Source organism: Sphingobacterium faecale, from assembly GCF_016746095.1.
GTDB lineage: Bacteria > Bacteroidota > Bacteroidia > Sphingobacteriales > Sphingobacteriaceae > Sphingobacterium > Sphingobacterium faecale.
The window spans coordinates 1-23,684 of the sequence record NZ_JAERTY010000010.1; the positions used below are offsets into that span (position 1 = coordinate 1).

The 23,684-nt window shown below is 39.7% G+C and carries 17 protein-coding genes; 3 read left to right on the forward strand and 14 right to left on the reverse strand.

Annotated elements, in window-relative coordinates:
* Positions 1-770 precede the first annotated feature (770 nt).
* The 11 genes from JKG61_RS17505 to spt all read right to left on the reverse strand — a co-directional run bounded on the left by JKG61_RS17505 (position 771) and on the right by spt (position 17,580).
* Positions 771-2,222 carry an efflux transporter outer membrane subunit gene (locus tag JKG61_RS17505; protein ID WP_237249533.1) on the reverse strand — a complete coding sequence of 484 codons (1,452 nt, stop codon included), beginning with the start codon at positions 2,220-2,222 and terminating at the stop codon, positions 771-773.
* Between the two features lie 11 nt (positions 2,223-2,233).
* Complete coding sequence (locus JKG61_RS17510; RefSeq protein WP_202104253.1) at positions 2,234-5,392, reverse strand: efflux RND transporter permease subunit; 3,159 nt, start codon at positions 5,390-5,392, stop codon at positions 2,234-2,236.
* 77 nt (positions 5,393-5,469) lie between these two features.
* Complete coding sequence (locus JKG61_RS17515) at positions 5,470-6,630, reverse strand: efflux RND transporter periplasmic adaptor subunit (RefSeq protein WP_202104254.1); 1,161 nt, start codon at positions 6,628-6,630, stop codon at positions 5,470-5,472.
* Positions 6,631-6,831: 201 nt separating this feature from the next.
* A complete protein-coding gene (locus JKG61_RS17520; RefSeq protein WP_202104255.1) occupies positions 6,832-11,382 on the reverse strand; it encodes an efflux RND transporter permease subunit in 4,551 nt (1,516 codons plus the stop codon).
* A 16-nt stretch (positions 11,383-11,398) separates the two neighbouring features.
* Positions 11,399-12,505: an efflux RND transporter periplasmic adaptor subunit gene (locus JKG61_RS17525; RefSeq protein WP_202104256.1), complete on the reverse strand. Its 1,107-nt coding sequence runs from the start codon at positions 12,503-12,505 to the stop codon at positions 11,399-11,401.
* Between the two features lie 112 nt (positions 12,506-12,617).
* A complete protein-coding gene (locus JKG61_RS17530) occupies positions 12,618-12,983 on the reverse strand; it encodes a hypothetical protein (protein ID WP_202104257.1) in 366 nt (121 codons plus the stop codon).
* A 137-nt stretch (positions 12,984-13,120) separates the two neighbouring features.
* On the reverse strand, positions 13,121-13,507 hold the full coding sequence (locus JKG61_RS17535; protein WP_202104258.1) for a GtrA family protein: 387 nt from the start codon (positions 13,505-13,507) through the stop codon (positions 13,121-13,123).
* Complete coding sequence (locus JKG61_RS17540) at positions 13,491-14,204, reverse strand: CDP-alcohol phosphatidyltransferase family protein (RefSeq protein ID WP_202104259.1); 714 nt, start codon at positions 14,202-14,204, stop codon at positions 13,491-13,493. Before JKG61_RS17540 ends, JKG61_RS17535 begins: the two co-directional genes overlap by 17 nt.
* Positions 14,205-14,215: 11 nt before the next feature.
* Complete coding sequence (locus tag JKG61_RS17545) at positions 14,216-15,214, reverse strand: NAD-dependent epimerase/dehydratase family protein (protein ID WP_202104260.1); 999 nt, start codon at positions 15,212-15,214, stop codon at positions 14,216-14,218.
* On the reverse strand, positions 15,211-16,332 hold the full coding sequence (locus JKG61_RS17550) for a hypothetical protein (protein ID WP_202104261.1): 1,122 nt from the start codon (positions 16,330-16,332) through the stop codon (positions 15,211-15,213). Before JKG61_RS17550 ends, JKG61_RS17545 begins: the two co-directional genes overlap by 4 nt.
* A 33-nt stretch (positions 16,333-16,365) precedes the next feature.
* Complete coding sequence (spt, locus tag JKG61_RS17555; RefSeq protein WP_202104262.1) at positions 16,366-17,580, reverse strand: serine palmitoyltransferase; 1,215 nt, start codon at positions 17,578-17,580, stop codon at positions 16,366-16,368.
* A gap of 331 nt (positions 17,581-17,911) precedes the next feature.
* Here spt and smpB point away from each other — a divergent pair, with 331 nt between their 5' ends.
* Positions 17,912-18,367: an SsrA-binding protein SmpB gene (smpB, locus tag JKG61_RS17560; RefSeq protein WP_202104263.1), complete on the forward strand. Its 456-nt coding sequence runs from the start codon at positions 17,912-17,914 to the stop codon at positions 18,365-18,367.
* Position 18,368: 1 nt separating this feature from the next.
* Here smpB and JKG61_RS17565 read toward each other — a convergent pair whose 3' ends face one another.
* Positions 18,369-19,271, reverse strand: a complete 903-nt coding sequence (locus JKG61_RS17565) for an AraC family transcriptional regulator (protein ID WP_202104264.1) — start codon at positions 19,269-19,271, stop codon at positions 18,369-18,371.
* Between the two features lie 173 nt (positions 19,272-19,444).
* Here JKG61_RS17565 and JKG61_RS17570 point away from each other — a divergent pair, with 173 nt between their 5' ends.
* Together JKG61_RS17570 and JKG61_RS17575 are read left to right on the forward strand one after the other, a co-directional pair.
* Complete coding sequence (locus JKG61_RS17570; protein WP_202104265.1) at positions 19,445-20,947, forward strand: aldehyde dehydrogenase family protein; 1,503 nt, start codon at positions 19,445-19,447, stop codon at positions 20,945-20,947.
* A gap of 81 nt (positions 20,948-21,028) precedes the next feature.
* Positions 21,029-21,403 carry a DUF779 domain-containing protein gene (locus JKG61_RS17575; RefSeq protein WP_202104266.1) on the forward strand — a complete coding sequence of 125 codons (375 nt, stop codon included), beginning with the start codon at positions 21,029-21,031 and terminating at the stop codon, positions 21,401-21,403.
* A gap of 27 nt (positions 21,404-21,430) precedes the next feature.
* On the opposite strand, the gene JKG61_RS17580 is transcribed toward JKG61_RS17575, so the two are convergent.
* Both JKG61_RS17580 and JKG61_RS17585 read right to left on the reverse strand, forming a co-directional pair.
* Positions 21,431-21,838: an acyl-CoA thioesterase gene (locus tag JKG61_RS17580; protein ID WP_202104267.1), complete on the reverse strand. Its 408-nt coding sequence runs from the start codon at positions 21,836-21,838 to the stop codon at positions 21,431-21,433.
* 34 nt (positions 21,839-21,872) lie between these two features.
* On the reverse strand, positions 21,873-23,675 hold the full coding sequence (locus JKG61_RS17585; RefSeq protein WP_202104268.1) for a MutS-related protein: 1,803 nt from the start codon (positions 23,673-23,675) through the stop codon (positions 21,873-21,875).
* Positions 23,676-23,684 lie beyond the last annotated feature (9 nt).

Sequence of the window (23,684 nt, forward strand, 5' to 3'; positions counted from 1 at the left end):
TAGCGTTCATCCTGAGCCAGGATCAAACTCTCCATAGTAAAATGAAGTGTAAGATCAAGACTATTTATAAAAAATAGAATTGTCTTTATTTAAATAATTTCTGATTCTATGACTGACAGGTTGAGTTATTTTTAACTTTCGTTGTTTCTCAACACTACTCGTTACGTTACATGATCATTTCCTTAAAGAACTTTATTCGCATCCGCATCGCGCTTCTGCTTCTATTACCGACATCCGGAGATGTGACTTATCATTCTGTTTTTCCGGCCTCCCTTGCGGCGGCCGCCCTTCGTTTCCGTTGGGACTGCAAAGGTAGGAATCTTTTTTAAACCTCCAAATTTTATTTTAAAATAATTTCCGGAGAAGATTTCAGAGCATCGGATCTAACGGATCAGACCGCAAAAGAACCGCTCTATCTACCTTATGTCATCGTTCCGGAGAACCGTCCCTCCCTCGCGGAGTGGTGCAAAGATAGGAACTTTAAAACCACATTTCAAAGACATAACACAGACTATTTTTCAGCATATAACGTAAAACGCTGGAACAGCGGGCAATAAAATTTAAAAAAGAAAGCACACAGGCACCAGGGACTGCAAAAAAGGCATACTATTCCTATCATCGGGCAGGATCAGCAGGGATTTAAGCCTGGCATAACTGAGCTTTTATAGTGATTTACCTCTATGAACCCTCTATAAAACCTCTATTATGTCCCTAAATAATCTCTACAAAATTCAAAGCAGGTACGGAAGCATATAAAAGGAAGTAGCGAACTATCTCCATCCACCACCTAACGACCTATACAAGGTCACACATGCGTTCAATTGTCTTTGCTTCAACTCTACTAAATCCAATTCACTCTTTAAAGCATTACTCTGCGCCGTAATTACCTCCAAATAGGTAGCATACCCACTTTTAAATAATAAAGAGGCATTTTTCACGGCGAGTTCTGAGTTTGAAACCCGCTCTTCCGCTAAGTTTAACTGTTCCTTCTGCTTTTCTACAGTTATAATTGTATTCGATACTTCTCCAACAGCCTCCATAACCTGACGCTGAAAATCGAGTTCCACCTTCTCCCGCTCTATTTTTGCTACCTCATACTGATTCTTAAGTTTTTTATTCCGAAATACAGGAGCTGTTACTCCACCTGCTATCCCCCCAAGTAATGCACCAGGTATATTAAACCAATTTTTTGCCAACATGGCATTTACTCCAAAAACTCCACTTAAACTTATACTTGGATATCGCATAATCTGCGCTACATTCATCTGAGCATTGGCCGCAACCAGAGCATACTCAGCCTGCTTGATGTCCGGTCGATTACGGATAATATCCAACGGGCTTCCTAGAGAGATATCTTGATCAAATTTGATGAGACTATCATTTAATGTATTATTTCTAGTTACCGCAGCAGGCATATCTCCAACCAGCATTCTCAACGAATTTTCTTGAATTGTAATTTCCTTTTCTAAATCCGGGATCAATGAAGCCGCCACCAATCGCTGTGACTCGGTCTGTTGGATGGCCAATGCTGTGATTTCACCAGCGTCAAACTGTAATTTTATCATCCGCAACGTACTGTCATTCAATTGTAGATTCCTTTTAGCGACTTCAATCTGTGCATCCAACATTAATAGATTAAAATAGCCGGTCGCAATATCCGCAATAAGTTTCGTCTGAATTGCTGTTTTCGCTTCTTTCGTATCCAGCCAACTTGCTTTCAAAACATCGCCCTCTTGCCCTATCTTACCCCAAATATCCAACTCCCAACTAAACTCTAGCCCTGTAGCGTACTGTGATTGATATTTAGCCATAGATTCTGGAGCCTTTTTCCCTTTTTGTTCATACCATTTGGATGAGGCGGAGCCATAAAAATCTTTTGAGCGATACTGTTGATTCACTGTCGCAATATTAGCGTCTACAGTAGGTAAATAGTTTAACTTATTGATCCTTAGATTCCGATTCGCTATTTCTATATTTTTTAACGCAATCCGTATATCATAATTGTGGGAAAGGCCACTATCAATCAGAGTAATCAGATTACTATCGTTAAAGAAGTTCCTCCACTCAATTTGACTTAGTAAAGAATCTCCTTCATCTGTTGTCCAGGCGGAGCGGAATGAATCAGGCGTATTCAAATTAGGTTGTTTATATTTCTCTCCAACTTTGCACCCTGTCAGAAAAAAAACACCCGCAAATAGATATAAAATTGTTTTTATCGACATATTATTCATAATTAATCCTCCTCTGACTTAAATTTCAATTTGACTCGCTCATCTAGTGTTTTAAAAACAACAAAGAGTACTGGGATAATAAAAATACCAAAAGCAACCCCAGCAAGCATACCACCTGCAGCACTAAAACTAATAGAATGGTTACCAATAGCCGATGGCCCAACAGACCACATAAGAGGCACTAAACCTGCCACAAATGCTAAAGAGGTCATTAAAATAGGTCTCAATCTCAACTTTGCCCCCTCAATAGCGGCATTGTATATACTCATTCCTTTATCCCGCTGCTGAACGGCAAACTCGACAATAAGAATTGCATTTTTTGCTAACAAGCCTATCAACATAATAAGCCCAACCTGCACGTAAATATTATTTTCTAAACCAGCCATTAAAACTGTAGCGAAAACACCGACTAATCCAACAGGAACAGAAAGCAACACTGCCCATGGTAAAATATAACTTTCATATTGTGCAGCTAACAAGAAATAAATAAACAAAATACTTAAACCGAAGATTAGTACAGTCTGCGAACCAGATTTACTCTCTTCGTAAGACATTCCAGTCCATTCATATCCAAAATTACCTGGCAATTGTTGAACCGCCAATTTTTCTATTGCCTGCATCACATCTCCTGTACTATAACCGGATGAAGGATTAATATTTACCGTAATGGCATTGTAGAGATTATATCGTGCTATGGTCTCTGGTCCCACTACTTTATTGAGTGTCATTAATGTGCCGACAGGAACCATTTTTCCTTCCTTATTGCGGACAAAAATGGAGTTTAACGATTCTGGATCTGTACGATGCTCAAAATCGGACTGCATATATACCCGATAGGTACGTCCAAAGCGATTGAAATCTCCTGCACTCACTCGCGCAAAGTACATCCGGATTGTATTCATCATTTCTTTAATGTCTACACCCATACTTTTTGCCTTCACCACATCAATATCTGCTTCGTACTGTGGAAAATTGGATTTAAATGAGGTATATGCATTATCCACCTCTTTCAGCGCATTGATTTTATTGATAAAGGAGTCCGCAACAATATCAAAATCTCGAATATCTCCTCCCAACCTGTCTTGAAGAACTAACTCTACGCCGGCAAAATCACCAAACCCCTGTACTGTGGGCCTTGGAAAAACTTTAAATGTTGCCTCATTGATCACGGACAAATCTTTGCGGACCGTATCCATAAATGCATTTATATTTTTAATTTGTTTTCGTTCTGCATGAGGTTTCACATTAATATAACCCGCTGCAAATGCAGGGCTTGTCCCTCCCCCCAAAACATTAAAACCAGAAACAGTGGTCATACCGGCAATATCTTCGCGTTTTTGTAGAATACTATCTGCCTGACGCAAAACGGCAGTGGTTCTCGACAAAGAAGCCCCAGGAGGCATTGCCAAGGAATAAGTAACAAAACTATCGTCCTCAGTAGGAATAAAACTCTTTGGTGTATAAAACAAGAATAGAATACCTATAACAGTAACTAGCAATAATCCACCAAATGCAATTTTCTTATGCCCAATCAAATATTTTACCCCAACAATATATTTGTCTGTGAATCTATCAAAAGATGCATTGAAGGCATTAAAGAATCGTTGCTTGTATTTTTGTACTTTACTCAAATCCTGTTCAGCTTCGATATCCTTAGGGTGGATCGGCTTTAAAAGCAATGCACACAACGCAGGTGAAAGAGTCAATGCATTGAAAGCTGAAATCAAAATAGCGGTAGCAAGTGTATAAGCAAACTGTCTATAAAAAATACCAACAGGTCCTTCCATAAATCCTACAGGTAGAAATACTGCGGCCATCACCATTGTTATAGACAATATTGCTCCTGTAATTTCGGACATTGTCTGCACGGTAGCATCTTTTGCCCGCATTCCAGTCTCGTGCATTTTTTGATGAATCGCTTCCACTACGACAATCGCATCATCGACAACAATACCAATAGCCAGTACAAGGGCAAACATTGTTAGTACATTAAGCGAAAAACCAAACAGACTAAGGAAAAAGAAAGTTCCTATCAAAGAAACAGGAATCGCAATCGCAGGTATCAAAGTAGATCGGAAATCCTGTAGAAAAATAAACACGATGATAAAAACTAAAATAAAAGCTTCAAACAAAGTGGTCTTCACTTGATTAATCGACTGATCAATCTGATCTCTGACGCTATAGGAAATCTCATAATGAATGCCTTCTGGAAAAGATTTTGACAATTCCTCAAGCACTTTCCGAACCTCTATATCAATCTGATGCGCATTCGAACCGCTCGTTTGTGTAATATTCAAAGTCAGACCTGGATTACCATCGACTTTATTATCACTTCCTAAATTGGTTGCTCCAAATTCAATGCGTGCAATATCTTTGAGGTAAAGTATAGAGCCATCTTTATTCGTTTTGATGACCATGTTTTCAAATTCTTCTGGCTTACTGAACCTTCCTTTATGTTTGATAACCGTTTCAAAGACCTCATCTGAGGTCTCTCCAAATTTACCTGGAGCAATCTCAAAGTTCTGATCATTCAAAGCCTTAGTAACATCCTGCGGGATAATATCATAAAGTGCTAGCTTTTCTGGATTCAGCCATACCCGCATAGAATAATCCCGTGCACCTAATCGAGAGACTTGAGCAACACCGTCCACACGTAGTAGAGGTCGTATCATATTAATCTGCGAGAAAGCTTGTAGAAATGTCTCATCGTATACAGAATCCTGATGATCCGAGAAGATATTTATAGTCATAATAGCACCACTTTGTCGCGGTTGCACTGTAATTCCGTTTTCATTGACTTCTGCAGGTATAGCACTAATAGCTTTTGATATTCGTGTCTGTACATTTACCGAAGCGATATCGGGATTAGTTCCTGTTTTAAAAAACACCTGTACAGAACCTGACCCCGAGTTAGTAGCAGACGATTTGATATACGTCATATCTTCTACCCCATTAATGGCTTCTTCAATAGGCAGTAAGACACTCTCCGCAACGGTCTCCGAGTTCGCTCCTGGATAGCTCAATGAAACAACAACACTTGGTGGAGCTATCTCTGGAAACCGGGTGATCGGTAGAGTCTTTAGTCCCACCAGTCCTAAAATCACTAAGATTAGGGACATCACCGTAGCTAATACAGGTTTGTTTATGAAGGTTTTTAACATACTGTTTGGATTTAAGGAGCAATAGTTTTCAAGCGCCATCAGTTAAGACGGCGCGAGAAACTTTGCTACATTGAAAATTATTGTTGAATTGGGGTTACTGTAGATCCTTCAGTAATCTTATCCAGGCCGGTCAGTAAGACACGTTCGCCTACGGTAAGACCGTCCGCGATGATATAATTATCTTTACTCTTGCCACCTATCGTAACAACACGGCGGCGCACTTTGTCTTCCTTGTCCAACACATAGACAAAAGTTTTGTCTTGTAATTCGCTGGTTGCTATTTGGGGAATCTGAATTACATTTTTCTTTACTTCGGATATTTTTAAAGTTCCAGTACTTCCACTTCGCAACATATTGTCTGTATTCGGAAAAGAAGCTCTTAATGAAATTGCCCCAGTCGTACGATCTACCTGCCCATTGATTGCGTCGACAGCTCCTTTGTTCGTGTATTCTTCACCATCCGCCAAAATCAAGACAGCGTCTGGAAAGCTTAACGCATTCCTGCTTTTTGGAATTCCATTGATACTATCCTCTTTGACCTTTAATTTTGAGAAGTATAAAAAATCAGACTCATTCATAGAAAAATAAACGTATACATCCTGCACATCGGACAATACAGTCAATGGCTCCTTATCACCTTTACCCACAAGATTACCGATTCGCTTCGGAATACGACCAATATATCCACTAACCGGTGCTGTGATTATAGTAAAACCTTGATTGATTTCGGCACTACGAACTGCAGCTGTAGCCTGGTCTAAAGAAGCTTTAGCAACATCATAATCGGATTGAGCTGACCGCAGGCGAACCTCAGAAATAACATCGTTGTCAACCAAGGGCTTCAATCGCTCTATCTCTAAACGTGCATTCTTTAACTTTGCTTTGGCAACATTCTGATTAGCGACACTATTATTCAACAATTCTTGGTAAGCTGATGCATCTACCTTAAATAGCTTCTGTCCCTTCTCGACAAAGGAACCTTCATCTACATAGATTTCCTGTAAAAGTCCCTCTACCTGAGGTCGTACTTCTACGTTTACCTTCCCCTCGATAGTCCCCAAATACGTCTTTATCGTCGTTGCATCACTCGCATTGACCGTATATACAGGGAGTGCTAAGGGCTTGGCTGTAACTTCATTCTCTTCGGACTTACCGATAAAACAACTGTAAAATGTAGCAATGACTAAAGCTGTCATTGAAACAATTGAAATATAAAAACTCACTTTCCTTTTTCTCATATTACTTAACTAGATTTTAGCAAATTAATAAAACGTAACTGATCTGTTACACTCAAGAACGCAAAAACAATGCAAGTTTGGGCCTTTCCTTGTTTCTTTTAACAGTCTTTAACAGAATAAAAAGACCTATTATTAGGCTAAAAGGCAAAAAAAAGACTCTCCAAAACTGGAGAGTCCTTTCATTTTCAAAGATTTAAGCTACTATTTCCAACCACCACCTAGGGCTTTGTACAAAACAACTTGATTTAGCATCTTTTCCTTCAATACATCCACCTGTGCTTCCTGAGCTCCTATAACATCTTTCTGTGCTGTTACAATATCCAAATAATTGACTCGTCCTGCAATAAAAAGCTCTTCAGCCGCAATAATAGCAGATTCTAAAGCTTCTACCTGATTATGAACTAACACTTCACGTTCTGCAATAGCACCTTGTGTATGCAGTGCCAAAGAAATTTCATTCACGGCATTCAAAATCACTTTTTCATACTCCAAAAATGCTATTCCATAATTTGCTTTCATGACTTCATACTGCGACTTCAATTCCCGTTGTCTGAAAATTGGGACTGTGACACTACCTAAAACTCCATAAGCAACAGACTTGTCCAAATTGAAAAGTTGGTCTATACTAAAAGTCTGTAATCCAAAATAGGGACTGATCGCAACAGAAGGAAGAAAGGAGAGCCTAGCAACTTCCAAGTCGCTATAGTTACCCTGCAATTCCAATGCTGCCCTTCGGATATCGATACGGTTGTTAAAAAGTAAATCAATGTTACCAACATGGAGTTCTTGGAATATCTCATGATTTGGGACATGTTCTTTTGTCCTCGCAATAGGTTGATACACTCTTCCTAAAAGTTGGTTTACCTGGTGTTCGTATCCGACTATTTCTTGCATAGCCAAAGCCCTGCGTCCCTTAGATTCAGCTAGAATAGATTTAAACTGTTGTACACCTAGTTCGTCTGCCCGGCCAGCCTCTTTCTGTGCTTCAATAATACTTAAAGCTCGTTCATGCAATAGTATATTCTGCTCATATACCTTTACTTTCTGATCCAACGCGATCAGTTCAAAGTATGCTGCAGCAACGCTACTAATGAGTTCGGTTTGTAATAACCGCTTAGTTTCGCTTTCTGCTAACAACCCCATAAAAGCAGCTTCTCTTCTATTTCGTAATTTTCCCCAAAGATCTATTTCCCACGATGAACGCACACCAACGAAATAGTCTGGAATAAATGGCTCGGGTAGTTTTTCGTCTGACGTCAAATTATCCGAAAAATTAGAATCGTAATTACCAATACCAGATTCAGTATAGTGGCCATATTTCCGAAGTCCGGCCTCTATGGCTCCATCCAACGTTGGCAACAATGCGGCCTTACGTTGCCTAAAATTAGCTTGCGCCACTTCAATACGGTGGATAGCTTGCTTGAGGTCTCTATTATTTACTAAAACAGTATCAATAAGGCCTTTTAAATAAGGATCAGAAAACACCTGCTGCCAAGGAATATCTCCTAAGGAAATACTGTCTGCCAATACCGTTTGAGCATTGACTTTTACATCTTGACTTAACTCAGATTTTGTGACTTTCTTAGGAACAGTACAAGAAGACACCAACAACAGAGCTGCTAACACAGCTACTACCTGACCTGTTTTTTTAGGCTTATTACGCTTGGCAAATAAAACCACTAACCCAGGAATTACAATAACTCCCAAAATGGTTCCAATTACCATCCCTCCCACTGAAGCCGTGCCAATAGTCCTGTTACCAACGGCACCTGCACCATTTGCCAACATCAATGGAATAAGTCCTGCAGCAAATGCAAAAGAAGTCATTAAGATTGGACGTAATCTCGCCACCGCTCCTTCTACGGAAGCTGTAAAAATATCCATCCCCTGCTTGTACTTCAAGTTGGCATATTCCACAATTAGGATGGCATTTTTACCTAACAATCCAATAAGCATTACTAATGCGACCTGCGCATAAATATTATTTTCAAGACCAAAGATCTTCAAGAAGATAAAGGCCCCAAAGATTCCGGCCGGTAAACATAAAATGACGGGCAGTGGAAGCAGGAAGCTCTCATACTGCGCTGCCAAGAGCAAATACACGAATACAAGACAGAGTAAGAAGATATATCCGGCCTGGTTACCTGATATCTTTTGCTCTCTTGTCATTCCCGACCATTCGATTTCGTATCCCTGCGGGAGATTCTCCGCAATACGCTCTACCGCTTCAATAGCCTGTCCAGAACTAAACCCTGCAGCAGCTTGACCAGTAATCATCGCAGAACTAAACATATTATATCGTGTAATCTGTTCTGGCCCATATACGCGCTTCATAGTCATAAATGAGGAATAAGGAACCATCTCTCCTTCTGCGGTCTTTACATATAGTGCCAAAACATCTTCTGGTTTTTGACGGGAAAATGCATCAGACTGAACCATCACTTTATACATCTGTCCGTAACGGATAAAATTGGTAGCGTACTGACTCCCTAAAAGGGTCTGTAGGGTATTCATCGAATTCTCAACAGAAATGCCTTTTTTAGCTGCTAAATCATAATCGATTTCAAGCATGTACTGTGGAAAATTAACATCAAAAGTAGTACTAGTGCTCTCTATTACATCGTCGTTGTTCAACTCTTTAATAAAATCATTCAGTACAATACTCGTTTTTGATAAATCTTCATTACCACTTTTATCTAACAAACGCAGCTCAAATCCGGAAGAGTTACCGAATCCTGGGACTGTTGGCGGTGGAAAAAACTCTATTGTTGCATCTGCGATATGGCTAGTTTTCTCTCTAAGAATCGTCATTACGTCGTGCACACTTTCGTCACGCTGATCCCATGCCTTCAGGTTAATCATCCCCATACCATAGGATGCCCCCGATACCTCAGTCACAATACTATATCCGGCTAATGTGGATACAGTCTCTACGATATCCAACTCTCGAGCAATCCTATCTACCTCATCAAGAACCTTTTCGGTACGATCCACCGTAGCTCCAGGAGGCGTAGTCACAGCAACATAAATCATTCCCTGATCTTCTGTTGGAATAAATCCAGTAGGTAGAATCGCAGCAGATCCCCAAGTAAGTACAAACATCAAGGCTAGCGCCCCCAATGTAACGACTCTCCGTCCTGCTATACGTGTCAATAAATTTTTATAACCTCCCCCTATTCGATCGTATACAGCGTTAAAACCTTTGAAAAAACGGGCTAGCAAACCGTTGCTTTCCTTTTTATCATGAGGTGATTTCAGAATCAAGGCACACAACGCTGGTGTAAGCGTGAGGGCATTAATTCCGGATATAACAATAGATGCAGCCAATGTCAATGAAAACTGTCTATAGAAAATACCTACCGGTCCTGAAAGAAAAGCAACAGGTATGAATACCGCCGACATGACCAACGTAATTGCAATTACGGCACTACCAACTTCCTTCATCGCCGCAATGGTTGCTTCCAGCGGGGGAAGATGTTCATCCTCCATCTTGGCATACACAGCCTCGACCACAACAATACCATTATCGACGACAATACCGATGGCTAGCACTAACGCGAACAACGTCAAAAGGTTGATAGAGAATCCCATCATCTGCATAAAAAACAAGGCTCCAATTAAACTAACAGGAACTGCAAGAATAGGAATTACGGTTGCCCTAAAATCTTGAAGGAAGATAAACACAACTAGAAACACGAGAATAAAAGCTTCCAATAGCGTGATAAGTACGCTAGATATCGAAGCATTCAGGAATCTCGACACATCATATCCCATGGTATACGTCATCCCTGGGGGGAAGGTCGCTCCTTTGAGCTCTTCCATTCTATCTTTTACACTCTGAATTACATCCTGAGCATTCGAACCAGGCAACTGCTTTAACATGATGGAAGCAGAAGGTCTACCATCTGTCTTAGATACCATTTCGTAATCTAAGGATCCAAATTCAACATCAGCAATATCCTTGATACGGATTATCGAACCGTCTGCATTTGCCCGGATAGGCACATTTTCGTACTCACTTACCTCCGTAAACTTACCAGGGTAACGGAGCACATATTGCTGCATATTCACTGCCTTATCGGAACTTATTCCAGTCTGACCAGGCGCTGCTTCTATATTTTGTCTCCTCAACGCTGCAACAAGTTCTTCTGTAGAAATAGAATAAGCAGAAAGCCGATCAGGTTTTACCCAGATGCGCATTGCATAATCCTTCATTCCCATAATTTGTGCAAAACCTACCCCTTCAATACGTTTCAGCTCTTTAAGAACATTAATATCTGTAAAGTTATAAATGAATCTTTCGTCTGCCGTCTCATCGTCTGTATACAGATTGAGGTACATCAACATACTATTCACCTCTTTCTCGGTGGTGACTCCCGCCTTGATTACTTCTTCGGGCAACTCGTCCAATACGGTCGTAACCCTATTCTGAACGTTTACCGCTGCAATATCCGGATCAACTCCTACTTTAAAAAACACCTGAATTAATGTAGTACCATTGTTGGTGGAGACGCTATTCATATAGGTCATCCCCGCGACTCCGTTGATAGCACGTTCCAAAGGAATAGCCACAGCATTGGTACTCACCTCCGCATTGGCTCCAGTATAATTAGCTGTTACGACAACAGAGGGCGGAACAATATCAGGGAATTGTGTAATTGGCAAGGTAAATAATGCCAACAAACCCAAAAGGGTGATAAAAATTGAGATTACCAGTGATAACACCGGCTTTCTAATATACGTTTCAAACATCTAAATCGCCTCCGTTCTAGTTATTAATCGATTTCGGTTGTATGCTCATACCATCTCGCAAAGACTGTACGCCTTCAAAAACGACCTTTGTGTCCGCAGGCAACCCGTCTTCTACCACATAATAATGTCCAACGCGCTGGCCATTCTTAAATGGCATCATCTTAACTTTATTACCCTCTACCGCATAAACATAAGCTTTGTCCTGAATTTCAAATACGGACTTTTGATGTACGAATGTCAGATTTCCTGTCTGCGTCGGCACTCCAATACGTCCTGAAGCACCGTGCTTTAGTAATCCCTTGGGGTTATCGAACTTGGCGCGCAAAGAAATGGATCCTGTACTAGCCTCAAACTCACTTTCAACGATCTCGGCTATCCCTGTATAAGGATACACCTCGCCATTGGCTAATATCAAGCGTACTTCTTGCTGGAATTTATTTCTGTTAAATGAAGAATCAGATGCAATAGCAAGATATTCAGATTCCGAAATATTATAATAAACGTTTACTTTTTCTAAATCAGAAATGGAAGTGATCAATGCACCTTCATTCAACAACGAACCTTCCTTAAGCAAAATGCGGTCAATACGACCATCAAAAGGCGCTCTAATCTGGGTATGGCTTAGCTTGGTTCGTGCTTGGTTCAATATTGCTTCAGCTTCCTGCACCTTTGAAATAGCGGCTTTAAGCTGTACTTTGAGCAAATCCTGCTCTGTGGTACTGATGATACCTTTTTGTACCAGCTTTGCTGTCCTTTCTAACTCTAGTTCCACTTTCTTCACCTCCGCTTTTGCTGTATTTAAACCCGCTTCTGCACGCGCAAAATCGGCCTTATACTCTTCATCATTAAGACTAAACAAAACCTGCCCCCTTCTGACGAAAGCCCCCTCATCAACATAAATTCTATTTAAAAATCCCGACAGTCTAGAGCGCAACTCTACGTTCCTTTGGGACTGAATATCGGCAATATACTCTTTGTAGATAATGGTATCCATCTGTAGGAGACCAGTCACAGGCACAACCTTGGCTTGTTCTTCGGATTTATTTTCACTGCTGCTAGCAGTACAGGACGCGGCAAATAACAGGCACCCAAATATTGGATACATGAGTTTATTTTTCTTCATAGCTAAATATGACTGAATTAAATATTAAAAATCGATAAAAATAGAGCGACCTACGAGAACTAAAACTAGCCTCATAAGCATTTATTAAACAAATAAGATGGGATTGTAAAAATTAGAAAGGTCTGAACCTATACAGAAATGTATAGTACCCAGGTAAGCAGAGCCTCTTCGATTCATAGCGAGGGTGCTTTATCGTCTTGGTAAAGAGAAATAGCTTTCGTAATAACCAAACAACAAAAAGAATAGTAGGGAGTACGCCTAAAGAAAGAAAGAAAATACGATAGTCGTCAAAGAAAATTTGTGGCGCGGTCTCTTGGTGTTCTGAATCTGTGATATCTAGGATTTCTTCTAAAACCACTTCGAGAAAGGTTTCTCCAGAAACAACCGGCCTGAAGTCCAATATATTGCAATACTGTACCTCATAACAGAGGACATTGAGGTAGCCAAAAAGCACTAAAAAATGTAGTATACGCAACATATGCTGCAAATATAGAAAAGCAAAAAACAGAAAGGTGCAGCGCTCTGTAAAAAAAATGTTATGAAGATGTCAGATATCTGCGGTTCAGACTTTCCTGTGACAATTTTCTTTGCATGTGGAATAAATACCTCTGAAAACTACTTTTTAAAGACCCAGTACTTTTGTAAAGTAAAATTAAATCCTAAAGACACGATTATCTCCACAATTCCTTTAGACAGCAGAAAATGAAAACCCCAAACATCCACTAAAAAATGGATACCGGTAGATTTAAGAAAAATACTTCCAGCAACTACGATAATAAACTTCCAGAGTTGGTTTGCTAAAGGAACTTCTGTACTATTAAACGACCAATACCTATTAATGGTAAAATTGACAATTGCTCCTAGACTTCCACTAATAACATTAGAAAAAGGAGCAGAAATTAGAAGAACTTTGTAGCAGAAAGAATAAATTCCAAAATCAAAGCCCCCTCCCACAAACGCGGAAAGCTGTGCTTTCAAAAACTCTTTAGGCTTGAATGTCATCCACAGTATCTTGTTCCGCCTTCTGTTTAGCTAGTTTTTCTTCTTTATCTTTGGCATCACCTACAGCCAATAGCTTTAGTGTATCTCCAACATTGATAAAAAACAAGATCACACAAATCCCCAACACACTATAATCAATTGACCCTTTGAATATTACCTCAAAAAGCAAGACCAAACAAATAATAACACGTATTTCTGTTGGTCCCAATAGCCCTGCATCAATTGTATATTTATCGGTAATTCTATATCGCAATTGGGATATTATCATTGCCCAACCGTAAAGTGCCACTAATGTAAAGCCCAGATATTTGAAATCTCCAACGGTATATAACACATAACCTAATCCAATAAAAACCGTACTCACCCAATCCATTACAATGTCTAATGCAAAGCCGTACCACTTTCTAGATTTATTACGATAATAAGCGATACGGCCATCCAATGAATCTCCGAACCATTGAATAAAAAACCCTGGAATAGCCAATAACAACAAATCTCGATCAACATATTCTGCCAATAAAAAACTTCCCAGAATAATTAAAGAGCCTAAAAAACCAATAGCGGTGAGCCCATCCGAAGTGATCCAGTCTGGTATCCGTGGTACCAGATAGCTGATAAATCGTTGTTCTGGATTACTTAATATGTTAGTACGCTTTCTGTCTTGAAACAGTTTCTTATTGATTTTTTGCTCGCTCATATCTCTCTTTATTACAACCAATTATTTGATTTATACCATGACAACGTTTCCTTCAATCCGGAGGACAAATCATATTTAGCTTTGAACGCTAAATCGTTCTGGGCTTTTTCTATATTACATCCCCAATTTTCAGCGGTGAGTTCTGCCAAGCGCTCAGGATATAAAACTGGAGTTTTTTCAGATCGTGCATAAAGTGATTGTGAAATTTTGGCAGCAAAAGCTACTAGAGCATAAGGGATATGCAGACGAAAAGACTTTTTATTAAACGTATTTCTAAAAATATCAGCCATGGCATACCTCGAATAGACCTGACCATCTGTAATATTATAAAACTGTAGACCTTCCTGTGGTTGCGTACACGCATCAAGAATAACATCAACAAGATCCTTTACATAGACAAAGCTCAACTTTTGAGGTTTGCTACCAATATACGGATCAAATCCCTTACTTAAGGTATCAAAAAGAATAAATAAGTCCTTCTCTCGCGGTCCATACACTGCTGTAGGCCTCAGTACGGAAATAGGACTATCAGAAAAGTTAGTCTTAATCATTTCTTCCGAAGTTCTCTTACTACGGCCGTATACAGTCAGGGGATTGTAAGGTGTATTTTCTGTAATTAAAAATGGACTTTCAAAATCAATTGGACCTACGGCAGCTAAGCTACTAACGTATACAATTCTTTCTAAAACATCCTTTATTGCTAACGAAGCCTTTAAAATATTCTCAGTATATCCGACGTTAACCTTCAACATATCGCTTTCGCGCTTTGCTTTAGTCATCGCTGCGGCATGTATGATACAACTGTATTGCTCTTGCTGAAATAAGGAGATTAGCTCATCAGAATCATCCATATTCGGAAACACGAATTTATCAACAGCATACTGAATAGCATCAATCTTACTGGTTTTCCTTACAGCAGCGTGGACCTCATACCCTCTTCGTCTTGCCTCTTCTACCAGATGAGACCCCACAAAACCACTAGCACCTGTTATAAATACTTTTTTCCTCATATCGCCTTCTCGTATAAACGATAGCGTTTGTATAGTTCACCATTAATTTGTTCAATGGCGTGATTCATTAAGTAGTTGGTTTCTAACATCCAAGAGCATTCCGCACCGCGTATACCTGCAGGCTTAGCATTCCTAATAATCCGACCGTATAAACAGGCTTCTATACCCAATTTGCGATATTTTTCCAAAACACCTAGCATTAAAACGCGTAATGATTTGATATTCTTCTTACCAAATAACAGTTTAAAAATTCCTGTTGGCAACAAGCGTCCACGTTTTATATTGATTTGGATCTCATTAATATTGGGAATTCCTACCGCGAAACCGATTATTTCTTCTCCTTTTTCTGCTATAATACAGAAACGAGGATCAACAATCATTTTCAAGTCTTTGGCAATATAATCAAACTCTTCATCAGTCATAGGGACAAATCCGAGATTCTTATCCCATGCCTTGTTATACACTTCCCGAATCTTAGCGGCTTCGCTTTTAAAGTCTTTCAAGTTGATCGTTCTTAGCTTTATTCCTGATCTACCTAAACGTTCCTCTAGTCTATCCATAAGTTGAACAGCACGCGTATTCGCAGTTTCCGTTCTCACGTTATAAGCTAAGAGGTCCACTTTTTTATCAAAGCCATAATTGCTTATTAAATCGAGATAATAAGGACTATTATAAGGCATCATTGCCATAGGCGGCGTATCAAACCCCTCCACTAATAGCCCGCAGGTTTCGTTGGTAGATAGATTAATTGGGCCAACAATATTGTTGCCACCTTTGGCTTTAACCCACGAAAGCGCAGCATTGAATAATGCAGAAGCAACTTCTTGGTCATTTATACAATCAAAGTAACCAAATTGTCCTTCGCTAACCTTATTAAATGTATTATGATTGGTATTCCAAATGGCAGCAATCCGCCCGACTACCTTATGTTCACGATAAGCTAGGAACAATTGGGCCGACGAATGCTTATAAAAAGGATGCTTTTTAGGATTTAACAAATCACTTTGGGCAATGAATAACTCAGGAACGTAGTTAGCATTCCCCAAATACAAATCATGCGGAAAATCTATGAATTCCGCACGTTGTTTTTTTGTTTCTACAGGTATGATTGTTATCATTTCCTTATTTAAAATAGGTTGAACACCTGATCGTTAAATGACCTTTTTGTACCGTTCTACTTCCAACTCTTTAAATACTTTAGACATCTTATCGATAGCTTCATCGATTTGATCAAAAGTATGTGTTGCCATCAATGAAAAACGAATCAATGATTCTTCAGCAGGAACAGCTGGAGCTACTACCGGGTTAACAAATACTCCATTATCCTGAAGCATTTTGGTAACAATATAGGTTTTATCATTATTGCGAACAAAAATCGGTAGAATAGGACTCTCTGTATCCCCCAAATCAAAACCGTTTTCAATCAATAATTTTTTTGCATAGTGTGTATTAGCCCACAATTTTTCGATATGCTCCGGTTCTGTTTGGATGATTTCCAAAGCCTTCAATGTGGATGCAACCGAAGCAGGCGTCATACTTGCGCTAAACATTAAAGAGCGTGCACGATGCTTAAGATATTCAATAGTATCTTTATCTGCTGCAACGAAACCACCAAGCGAAGCTAAAGATTTACTAAAAGTTCCCATGATAAGATCTACTTGATCAGTCAATCCAAAGTGACTACCTGTTCCTGCACCTTTCTCACCGATTACCCCCAAACTATGTGCATCATCACATAGAATCGCAGCATCGAACTCTTCTGCTACTTTAACCATTTCAGGTAATTTGACAATATCACCTTCCATGCTGAAAATTCCATCCGTAGCGATCAACTTCAAGCTGTCTTCTGGAAGCCTCGTCAGCTTAGCACGAAGATCCTCCATATCATTGTGCGCATATTTGATTACCTTCGAAAAAGAAAGTCTACTTCCGTCAATGATAGAAGCATGGTTTCTCTCGTCCAATAGAATGTAATCATTTCTACCCGTAAGACATGACAGAGGACCTAAATTCGACTGAAAGCCAGTACTAAATAATACAGCCGCATCTTTACCCACATATTCCGCCAGCTTTTCTTCCAGCTCCACATGGATATCTAACGTACCGTTTAAAAATCTGGATCCAGCGCAACCAGTCCCATACTTTGCCAAAGCATCTTGTGAGGCTTCGATAATACGAGGATCAGTGGTTAATCCTAAATAAGAGTTTGATCCAAACATCAATACACGTTTTCCGTCTATAATGACTTCCGTATCTTGCTTTGATTGGATAGGCCTAAAATAAGCATACAAATCGTTGGCTTTTATTGGCTCTAGTTCCTTCTTTAGAAAACTTGATGTTCTTTCACTTAACTTTCCCTTGCTCATGCTATAGGTATTTCTAATTTTACGCCTTTACTATTTTTACTTTCTGACCAAACTGAAATAATCGTCAAAAATATGAAATCTATATTAAGGTAAACAATTTTTATCAACAAATGACGTTAATCTAACATTGCCTTAGTATGTACTTCTCATAATTACACGCTATCTCCAATCTAGCTACAAAACGTGCAAACTTACAAAACTTTGAAATATAAACCGCAACCAAAAACTAGATAAATATCATAAAGTTAAATTATTGTTAATAAACAAACAACAGGTTTTCGCATTATGAATCCCCAAATTTGCTACATTTGCATATTACACAGTTATCTTTATGGCATTATCGTCTCAAATCAATATAAAAAACAAAAAAGCATCGTTTGAATACCACCTGATTGACAGGTATGTAGCAGGAATACAATTATTAGGTACAGAGATCAAATCCATCCGAGAGGGAAAAGCAAATATCAATGATAGTTTTTGTTCTTTCTTTGACGATGGTCTTTACATACGTAACATGCATATTGCCGAATACTCCTTTGGATCATTTTACAACCACGAATCCAAACGAGACAGAAAGCTCCTCTTAACAAAAAAAGAACTAAAGAAACTTAGAGACAAAGGCGAAGAGAAAGGCTTCACTATAGTCCCGCTACGTATCTTTATCAGCGAAAGAGGGTTTGCCAAGGTGGAAATTGCATTAGCTCAAGGAAAGAAAGACTTTGACAAAAGGGAGACGATCAAAGAGCGTGAAACAAAACGTGAATTGGATAGGGTTATGAAGTACTAGTTTAAGTGAGCATAAATGCACCAGGTGTAATTCCCTCTCTACTTTTAAAAAGCCGTACAAAATAATTAACATCGTTAAAGCCTGCACCGAAACAAGCTTCTTTTACGCTCCTCGCCGACATCAACAATTCCTTTGCTTTAACAAGACGTTGTCTTATAACATACTCCATTGGACTCACTCCCAACTCCTGCTTGAACATTCTTGCTATACTTGATTTGCTCATGTTGGCCACTTTCTCGAGCGTATCGAGAGTCAACTTTTCAGTAATATGCCTATGTACAAACTCCTTAAGATGGTCTAAAGTCGTATTGGATGCGTTCCCCAACTCCAATGTTAACAACGACTGGGTCTGCAACAATCGGATCATCAATTCTTTAAAGGTCAGATCAGCCAACGCATTCTTAAGCGGATTTGTACTGATCATGATCTGGAACAGCTTATCCAACAAATCAGCAAGCTCTGGTGTATTATACAAATGGTACTGATCGTCATCTAGCTTCCAAGCGCCCGACAGGCTAACTTTGGGGTAAAACTCATTTAAATAATCCATCACCTTACCAATGCGTTCTCTACTTACCGTAAGCGCCGTACATTGGGTCGGATTACCAAACGTGGCCTCTGGAAAATCGATATTCATTCCAACAGAAGCCGGCAATACAATCATCTCCCCTGGGAGATATTCAAAAGAATCTATATTATTTATATGCATTACCTTTTTACCTTGTATCATATTAATCATTACGATATCATCAAAACGCAACGGAACCTGTTCCGAGACCTTATAGGTTTCATAAACATGAAGCTCTAAACTATCTAATGTAAACGCACGCTTATTTTCCACAAGAGTGGATAATTCCCGCCCTCTTGCAAAAGGCAATAGCTGTATTTGATTATTATTTATCATATCACAAAACTTTACAATTGGCAGTCAATCAAATATAATAAAAAAACACAACAAATCTCCCTAACTGAACGTTGACTACATAGTGCTATCCTTTGGATAGATAATGCTATATTTCTGAAAAATGGTTGGCTAAATTTGATAAACAAGAATTTAAACAATAAACATTAATTAATATGAGTGCTATTAAAAAACCAACGTTCAAAGATCGTTACGACAACTACATAGGCGGGAAATTCGTTGCGCCTGTTCTCGGCAAATATTTTGACAACATATCTCCGGTAGATGGAAAAGTATTCACCCAAGTGGCACATTCTACAAAAGAAGATCTTGATCTCGCGGTCAATGCAGCAGCAAAAGCATTCGAGACTTGGGGCAAAACCTCTGCTACAGAACGAAGCATTATCCTTAACAAAATTGCGGATCGTATAGAGGAGAACCTAGAATACATAGCAGCAGTCGAAACCATAGATAATGGAAAAGCAGTACGCGAGACTCTTAACGCCGATATCCCCCTAGCGATTGATCATTTCAGGTATTTTGCGGGTGTAATACGGGCTGAAGAAGGCTCTCTAACAGAACTAGACGCGAACACCGTATCATTGATTGTACACGAACCGATTGGTGTCGTCGCACAGATTATTCCCTGGAACTTCCCTATCCTAATGGCTGTATGGAAACTTGCTCCTGCACTCGCCGCAGGAAATACCGTGGTATTAAAACCCGCAGAGAGTACACCTACCTCTATCCTCGTTCTCATGGAATTAATCGGTGATCTTATCCCTGCCGGCGTGGTTAATATAGTAAATGGCTTTGGGTCTGAACTAGGCCGCGCGCTAGTAACCAATCCTAAAGTTGCCAAGGCGGCTTTCACAGGTTCTACTGCCACAGGACGCCTAGTCATGCAATATGCAACAGAAAACATTATCCCTGTAACACTAGAACTTGGCGGAAAATCCCCCAATATCTTTTTCAACTCGGTGATGGACGGGGATGACGCCTTCTTAGACAAGGCTATAGAGGGTGCAGTACTATTTGCATTAAACCAAGGAGAAATATGTACATGTCCATCACGATTGTTAATACAAGAAGATATCTACGAGCGCTTTATCGCCAAAGTCATTGACCGTGTAAACCAAATAAAGGTAGGTGACCCGCTAGATCCATCAACAATGATGGGAGCGCAAGCTTCAAAAATCCAAAAGGACAAGATTATGTCTTACATCCAATTGGGTAAAGAAGAAGGTGCTGAGGTGCTGACTGGTGGTGATCAAAACAATGTCGGCGTTGGGTTTGAAGAAGGCTACTATATCAAGCCTACTTTATTCAAGGGACACAATAAAATGCGGATTTTCCAAGAGGAGATTTTCGGCCCTGTGCTTGCGGTAACAACTTTTAAAGACGAAAAAGAAGCTATAGAAATTGCTAACGACACCATTTATGGCTTAGGTGCAGGAGTATGGACCCGAGATGCTCATCAGCTCTATCAGGTACCTCGCGCCATTCAGGCAGGTCGGGTATGGGTCAACCAATATCATGCTTATCCTGCAGGCGCGCCTTTTGGCGGATACAAACAATCTGGTATCGGTCGCGAGAACCATAAGATGATGCTTGGTCATTACAGACAGACCAAAAACATGCTGATCTCTTATAACAAGGAAAAACTAGGATTCTTCTAACAGCCACAAAAAAAACACAGCCCTCTTGTCTTTATTAAACAAGGTGGCTGTGTTTAGTATATCTTCACAACAAAAATAAAAATGAGCAATAGACTAGACACCACAGAAACTGCTAAAGTCCTTATTAAGGAATTGGCAGAAAAACATGGAGATCTTATGTTCTACCAAGCTGGCGGTTGCTGCGAAGGCACGCAGCCTCAATGTTTCGAAAAGGGGACCTTCTTTCCACGCACCAATGATGCCATGATCGGCCTTGTGGAGGGGTTTGAATTTTGGGTAGACAGAGATCTATTTGAATATTGGCAACACGCTCACTTTACATTAGATGTCCTAGATGGCTTTGGCCCTGGCGGTTTCTCTTTAGAGAGCCCCCTAGGAAAAACTTTTAAAGTTCACTATCGCCTCTTTGATGAGCAAGAGCTCCAACAATTAGCTCCCGTAATACGGAACCAATAACAAGTAAGACTATAATAACATTATACTCTATTCTGCTGTGACATTTAGCCCTTCTAGCACGGGTATTGGATTTTTATCATCATCTAATGCCACAAATGTAAACATCCCTTGGATTGCTAATTCCCGTCCTTCTTCGTACATATGTTCAAGATAGATCTCTACTTTTATTTTTAAACTGGTACGACCTACACTGTCAACCCTAGCAATCGCTTCGATAATACTACCGGATGGGATAGCTTTTTTAAAATCTATGCGGTCGGTCGAAACAGTGACCAAACGCTTACGACAAAAACGTGTTGCTGCCATAAAGGAAACCTCATCCATAATAGCCATCGCCTTTCCACCGAATAAGGTATCATGGTGATTGGTTAAAAAAGGAAACACAGTTGTACATACACGGGTCTCCGAAGCTTCGATCTTTTCTTCTAACGTCATTTTTGGAATAAATTTTCACAAAGGTAGTATTTTATCAATTACCTACTTCCACCCCTATCCCTTTTAATAACAATGACGCATTGAATACGGTACATTTACCGTCTTTTAACTTATAATCAAAGAGCATCTCTCCTTGCTCCACTTGAATATCGAAATGATAGTTTTTCAAAATACCAGGATAATCGTCTTGCAAGGATGCCAATTGTAGATCATGGGTAGCCACCATACCTCTTCCTCCCATCGCTATCAACTTCTTAATTATAGCCCTAGATCCCAAATACTTATCCACCGAATTAGTACCCCTCAACATCTCATCAATCAAAACAAAAGTATCCTTTTCTGCCGCTACTAAATCTAAAATAAATTTCATCCTATCCAACTCGGCTTTAAAAGTAGAAGTACTCTCATTTAAATCGTCTTTGATTCGCATATAAGATACGATCCTATATATAGGCAGTTCGAATCGGTCCGCACAGACAACAGCTCCCGCATAAGCGAGCACTGCATTGATTCCCAACGTCCGCAAAAAAGTACTCTTGCCAGCCATATTAGATCCAGTAATCAGTGCTATTCTATGATCTTCCGAATTATAATCATTCGCTACAGCCTTATCGACCGGAATTAATGGATGATTCAACTTATTTGCTACTATAGGGTCCTTATTGACGTCATCCAGTATAACGGGAACCGTCCATTGAGGATGATTTCGTTGTAAAACAGCCAAGCTTATCAATGCTTCAAAGTCGGCCATGATATTAAACGTATTTAATATGTTGCCTTCATAGCTTTTCTTCCAACGTACAATAGCCATCACTTGCTTGAAGTCCCACAAAAAGATGATATTCAACAAAGAACCGATCAAAATATTATTGCGGGCATCCAGCTTGTCTACCAAAGTTCCCAAACGTCGAAATGCAACAGAAAGATTCTCTTGCTGTTTCGTCTTTAGGTTCTGTTGCAGGTTTTGATTCATCTTACTGGAAAAATTCTCTTCCTCAATCATCTTGACCGCATCGGAGTACGCAATCAAGGTCGCCCCAATCTTATCTATACGGGACGAAAAGTGACTCACCTTACCTGCTAAAGCAAGCGTCCATCCGAGATGCATCAGCCCCAGCAAGAGTAGGATATTCCAAATCGGAAACACAAGAAGAGAAAATAAAACACCAGCAACAAATAAGTAAGGAGCAATCGGCACATAAGTCCGTAGTAAAACAGAACCAAAATCAAGTCCTCCATCCTGGAGATATCTGGATAAAAAAATGCGAATATTGGTTGTTTGTCCTAAATTGAAAAGCAATTTAGTCTGCAGTTGTTGTATCCATTCTCCCTTATCACGCAACTCAGTACTGGCCTGCTGACGCAACAGTATTTCCTCTTTGCTCGTTGACTTGACAAACCAAGACACCAAACGTTCAACGCCATCGGGAGTAGCCGCTCTATTAATTTTTGCAAAAAGAGACTTCGCTCCAAAAACATCCAAGTCAGAGACATAGGGATGCTTGCCCTCATCATGCGCCTCTCCTTCGCTATATATATTGGGCTTCCCTTCCCCTAAAGCGACCTCATTTGTATTGATCCGTAAAAAGGCCTGTGCATCAGCTTTTGCTTTTTCTAACCTACTCTGTCGCAAGACCAAATAGGCAAAAGACAAAACAATCATTAGAACGGCAATCAATAATAACCAGATGTTATTCCATTGAAATATTTTGAAAAGGGCAGCTCCACCGACCAAAATAACAGCCAACCGTAAAAGACTATTTTTATTTATTTTTTTCTCTAAGGAAGAAAGCTCTATCTCAGCTCGCTGTATATTGTCTTGATAAAGTTCTCTCATATGATTAAT

Bases quoted from the DNA above. Each gene is read 5' to 3' on its own strand.
- JKG61_RS17505 (WP_237249533.1), bottom strand. From the start codon at position 2,222: ATGTCGATAAAAACAATTTTATATCTATTTGCGGGTGTTTTTTTTCTG.
- JKG61_RS17510 (WP_202104253.1), bottom strand. From the start codon at position 5,392: ATGTTAAAAACCTTCATAAACAAACCTGTATTAGCTACGGTGATGTCC.
- JKG61_RS17515 (WP_202104254.1), bottom strand. From the start codon at position 6,630: ATGAGAAAAAGGAAAGTGAGTTTTTATATTTCAATTGTTTCAATGACA.
- JKG61_RS17520 (WP_202104255.1), bottom strand. From the start codon at position 11,382: ATGTTTGAAACGTATATTAGAAAGCCGGTGTTATCACTGGTAATCTCA.
- JKG61_RS17525 (WP_202104256.1), bottom strand. From the start codon at position 12,505: ATGAAGAAAAATAAACTCATGTATCCAATATTTGGGTGCCTGTTATTT.
- JKG61_RS17530 (WP_202104257.1), bottom strand. From the start codon at position 12,983: ATGTTGCGTATACTACATTTTTTAGTGCTTTTTGGCTACCTCAATGTC.
- JKG61_RS17535 (WP_202104258.1), bottom strand. From the start codon at position 13,507: ATGACATTCAAGCCTAAAGAGTTTTTGAAAGCACAGCTTTCCGCGTTT.
- JKG61_RS17540 (WP_202104259.1), bottom strand. From the start codon at position 14,204: ATGAGCGAGCAAAAAATCAATAAGAAACTGTTTCAAGACAGAAAGCGT.
- JKG61_RS17545 (WP_202104260.1), bottom strand. From the start codon at position 15,214: ATGAGGAAAAAAGTATTTATAACAGGTGCTAGTGGTTTTGTGGGGTCT.
- JKG61_RS17550 (WP_202104261.1), bottom strand. From the start codon at position 16,332: ATGATAACAATCATACCTGTAGAAACAAAAAAACAACGTGCGGAATTC.
- spt (WP_202104262.1), bottom strand. From the start codon at position 17,580: ATGAGCAAGGGAAAGTTAAGTGAAAGAACATCAAGTTTTCTAAAGAAG.
- smpB (WP_202104263.1), top strand. From the start codon at position 17,912: ATGGCATTATCGTCTCAAATCAATATAAAAAACAAAAAAGCATCGTTT.
- JKG61_RS17565 (WP_202104264.1), bottom strand. From the start codon at position 19,271: ATGATAAATAATAATCAAATACAGCTATTGCCTTTTGCAAGAGGGCGG.
- JKG61_RS17570 (WP_202104265.1), top strand. From the start codon at position 19,445: ATGAGTGCTATTAAAAAACCAACGTTCAAAGATCGTTACGACAACTAC.
- JKG61_RS17575 (WP_202104266.1), top strand. From the start codon at position 21,029: ATGAGCAATAGACTAGACACCACAGAAACTGCTAAAGTCCTTATTAAG.
- JKG61_RS17580 (WP_202104267.1), bottom strand. From the start codon at position 21,838: ATGACGTTAGAAGAAAAGATCGAAGCTTCGGAGACCCGTGTATGTACA.
- JKG61_RS17585 (WP_202104268.1), bottom strand. From the start codon at position 23,675: ATGAGAGAACTTTATCAAGACAATATACAGCGAGCTGAGATAGAGCTT.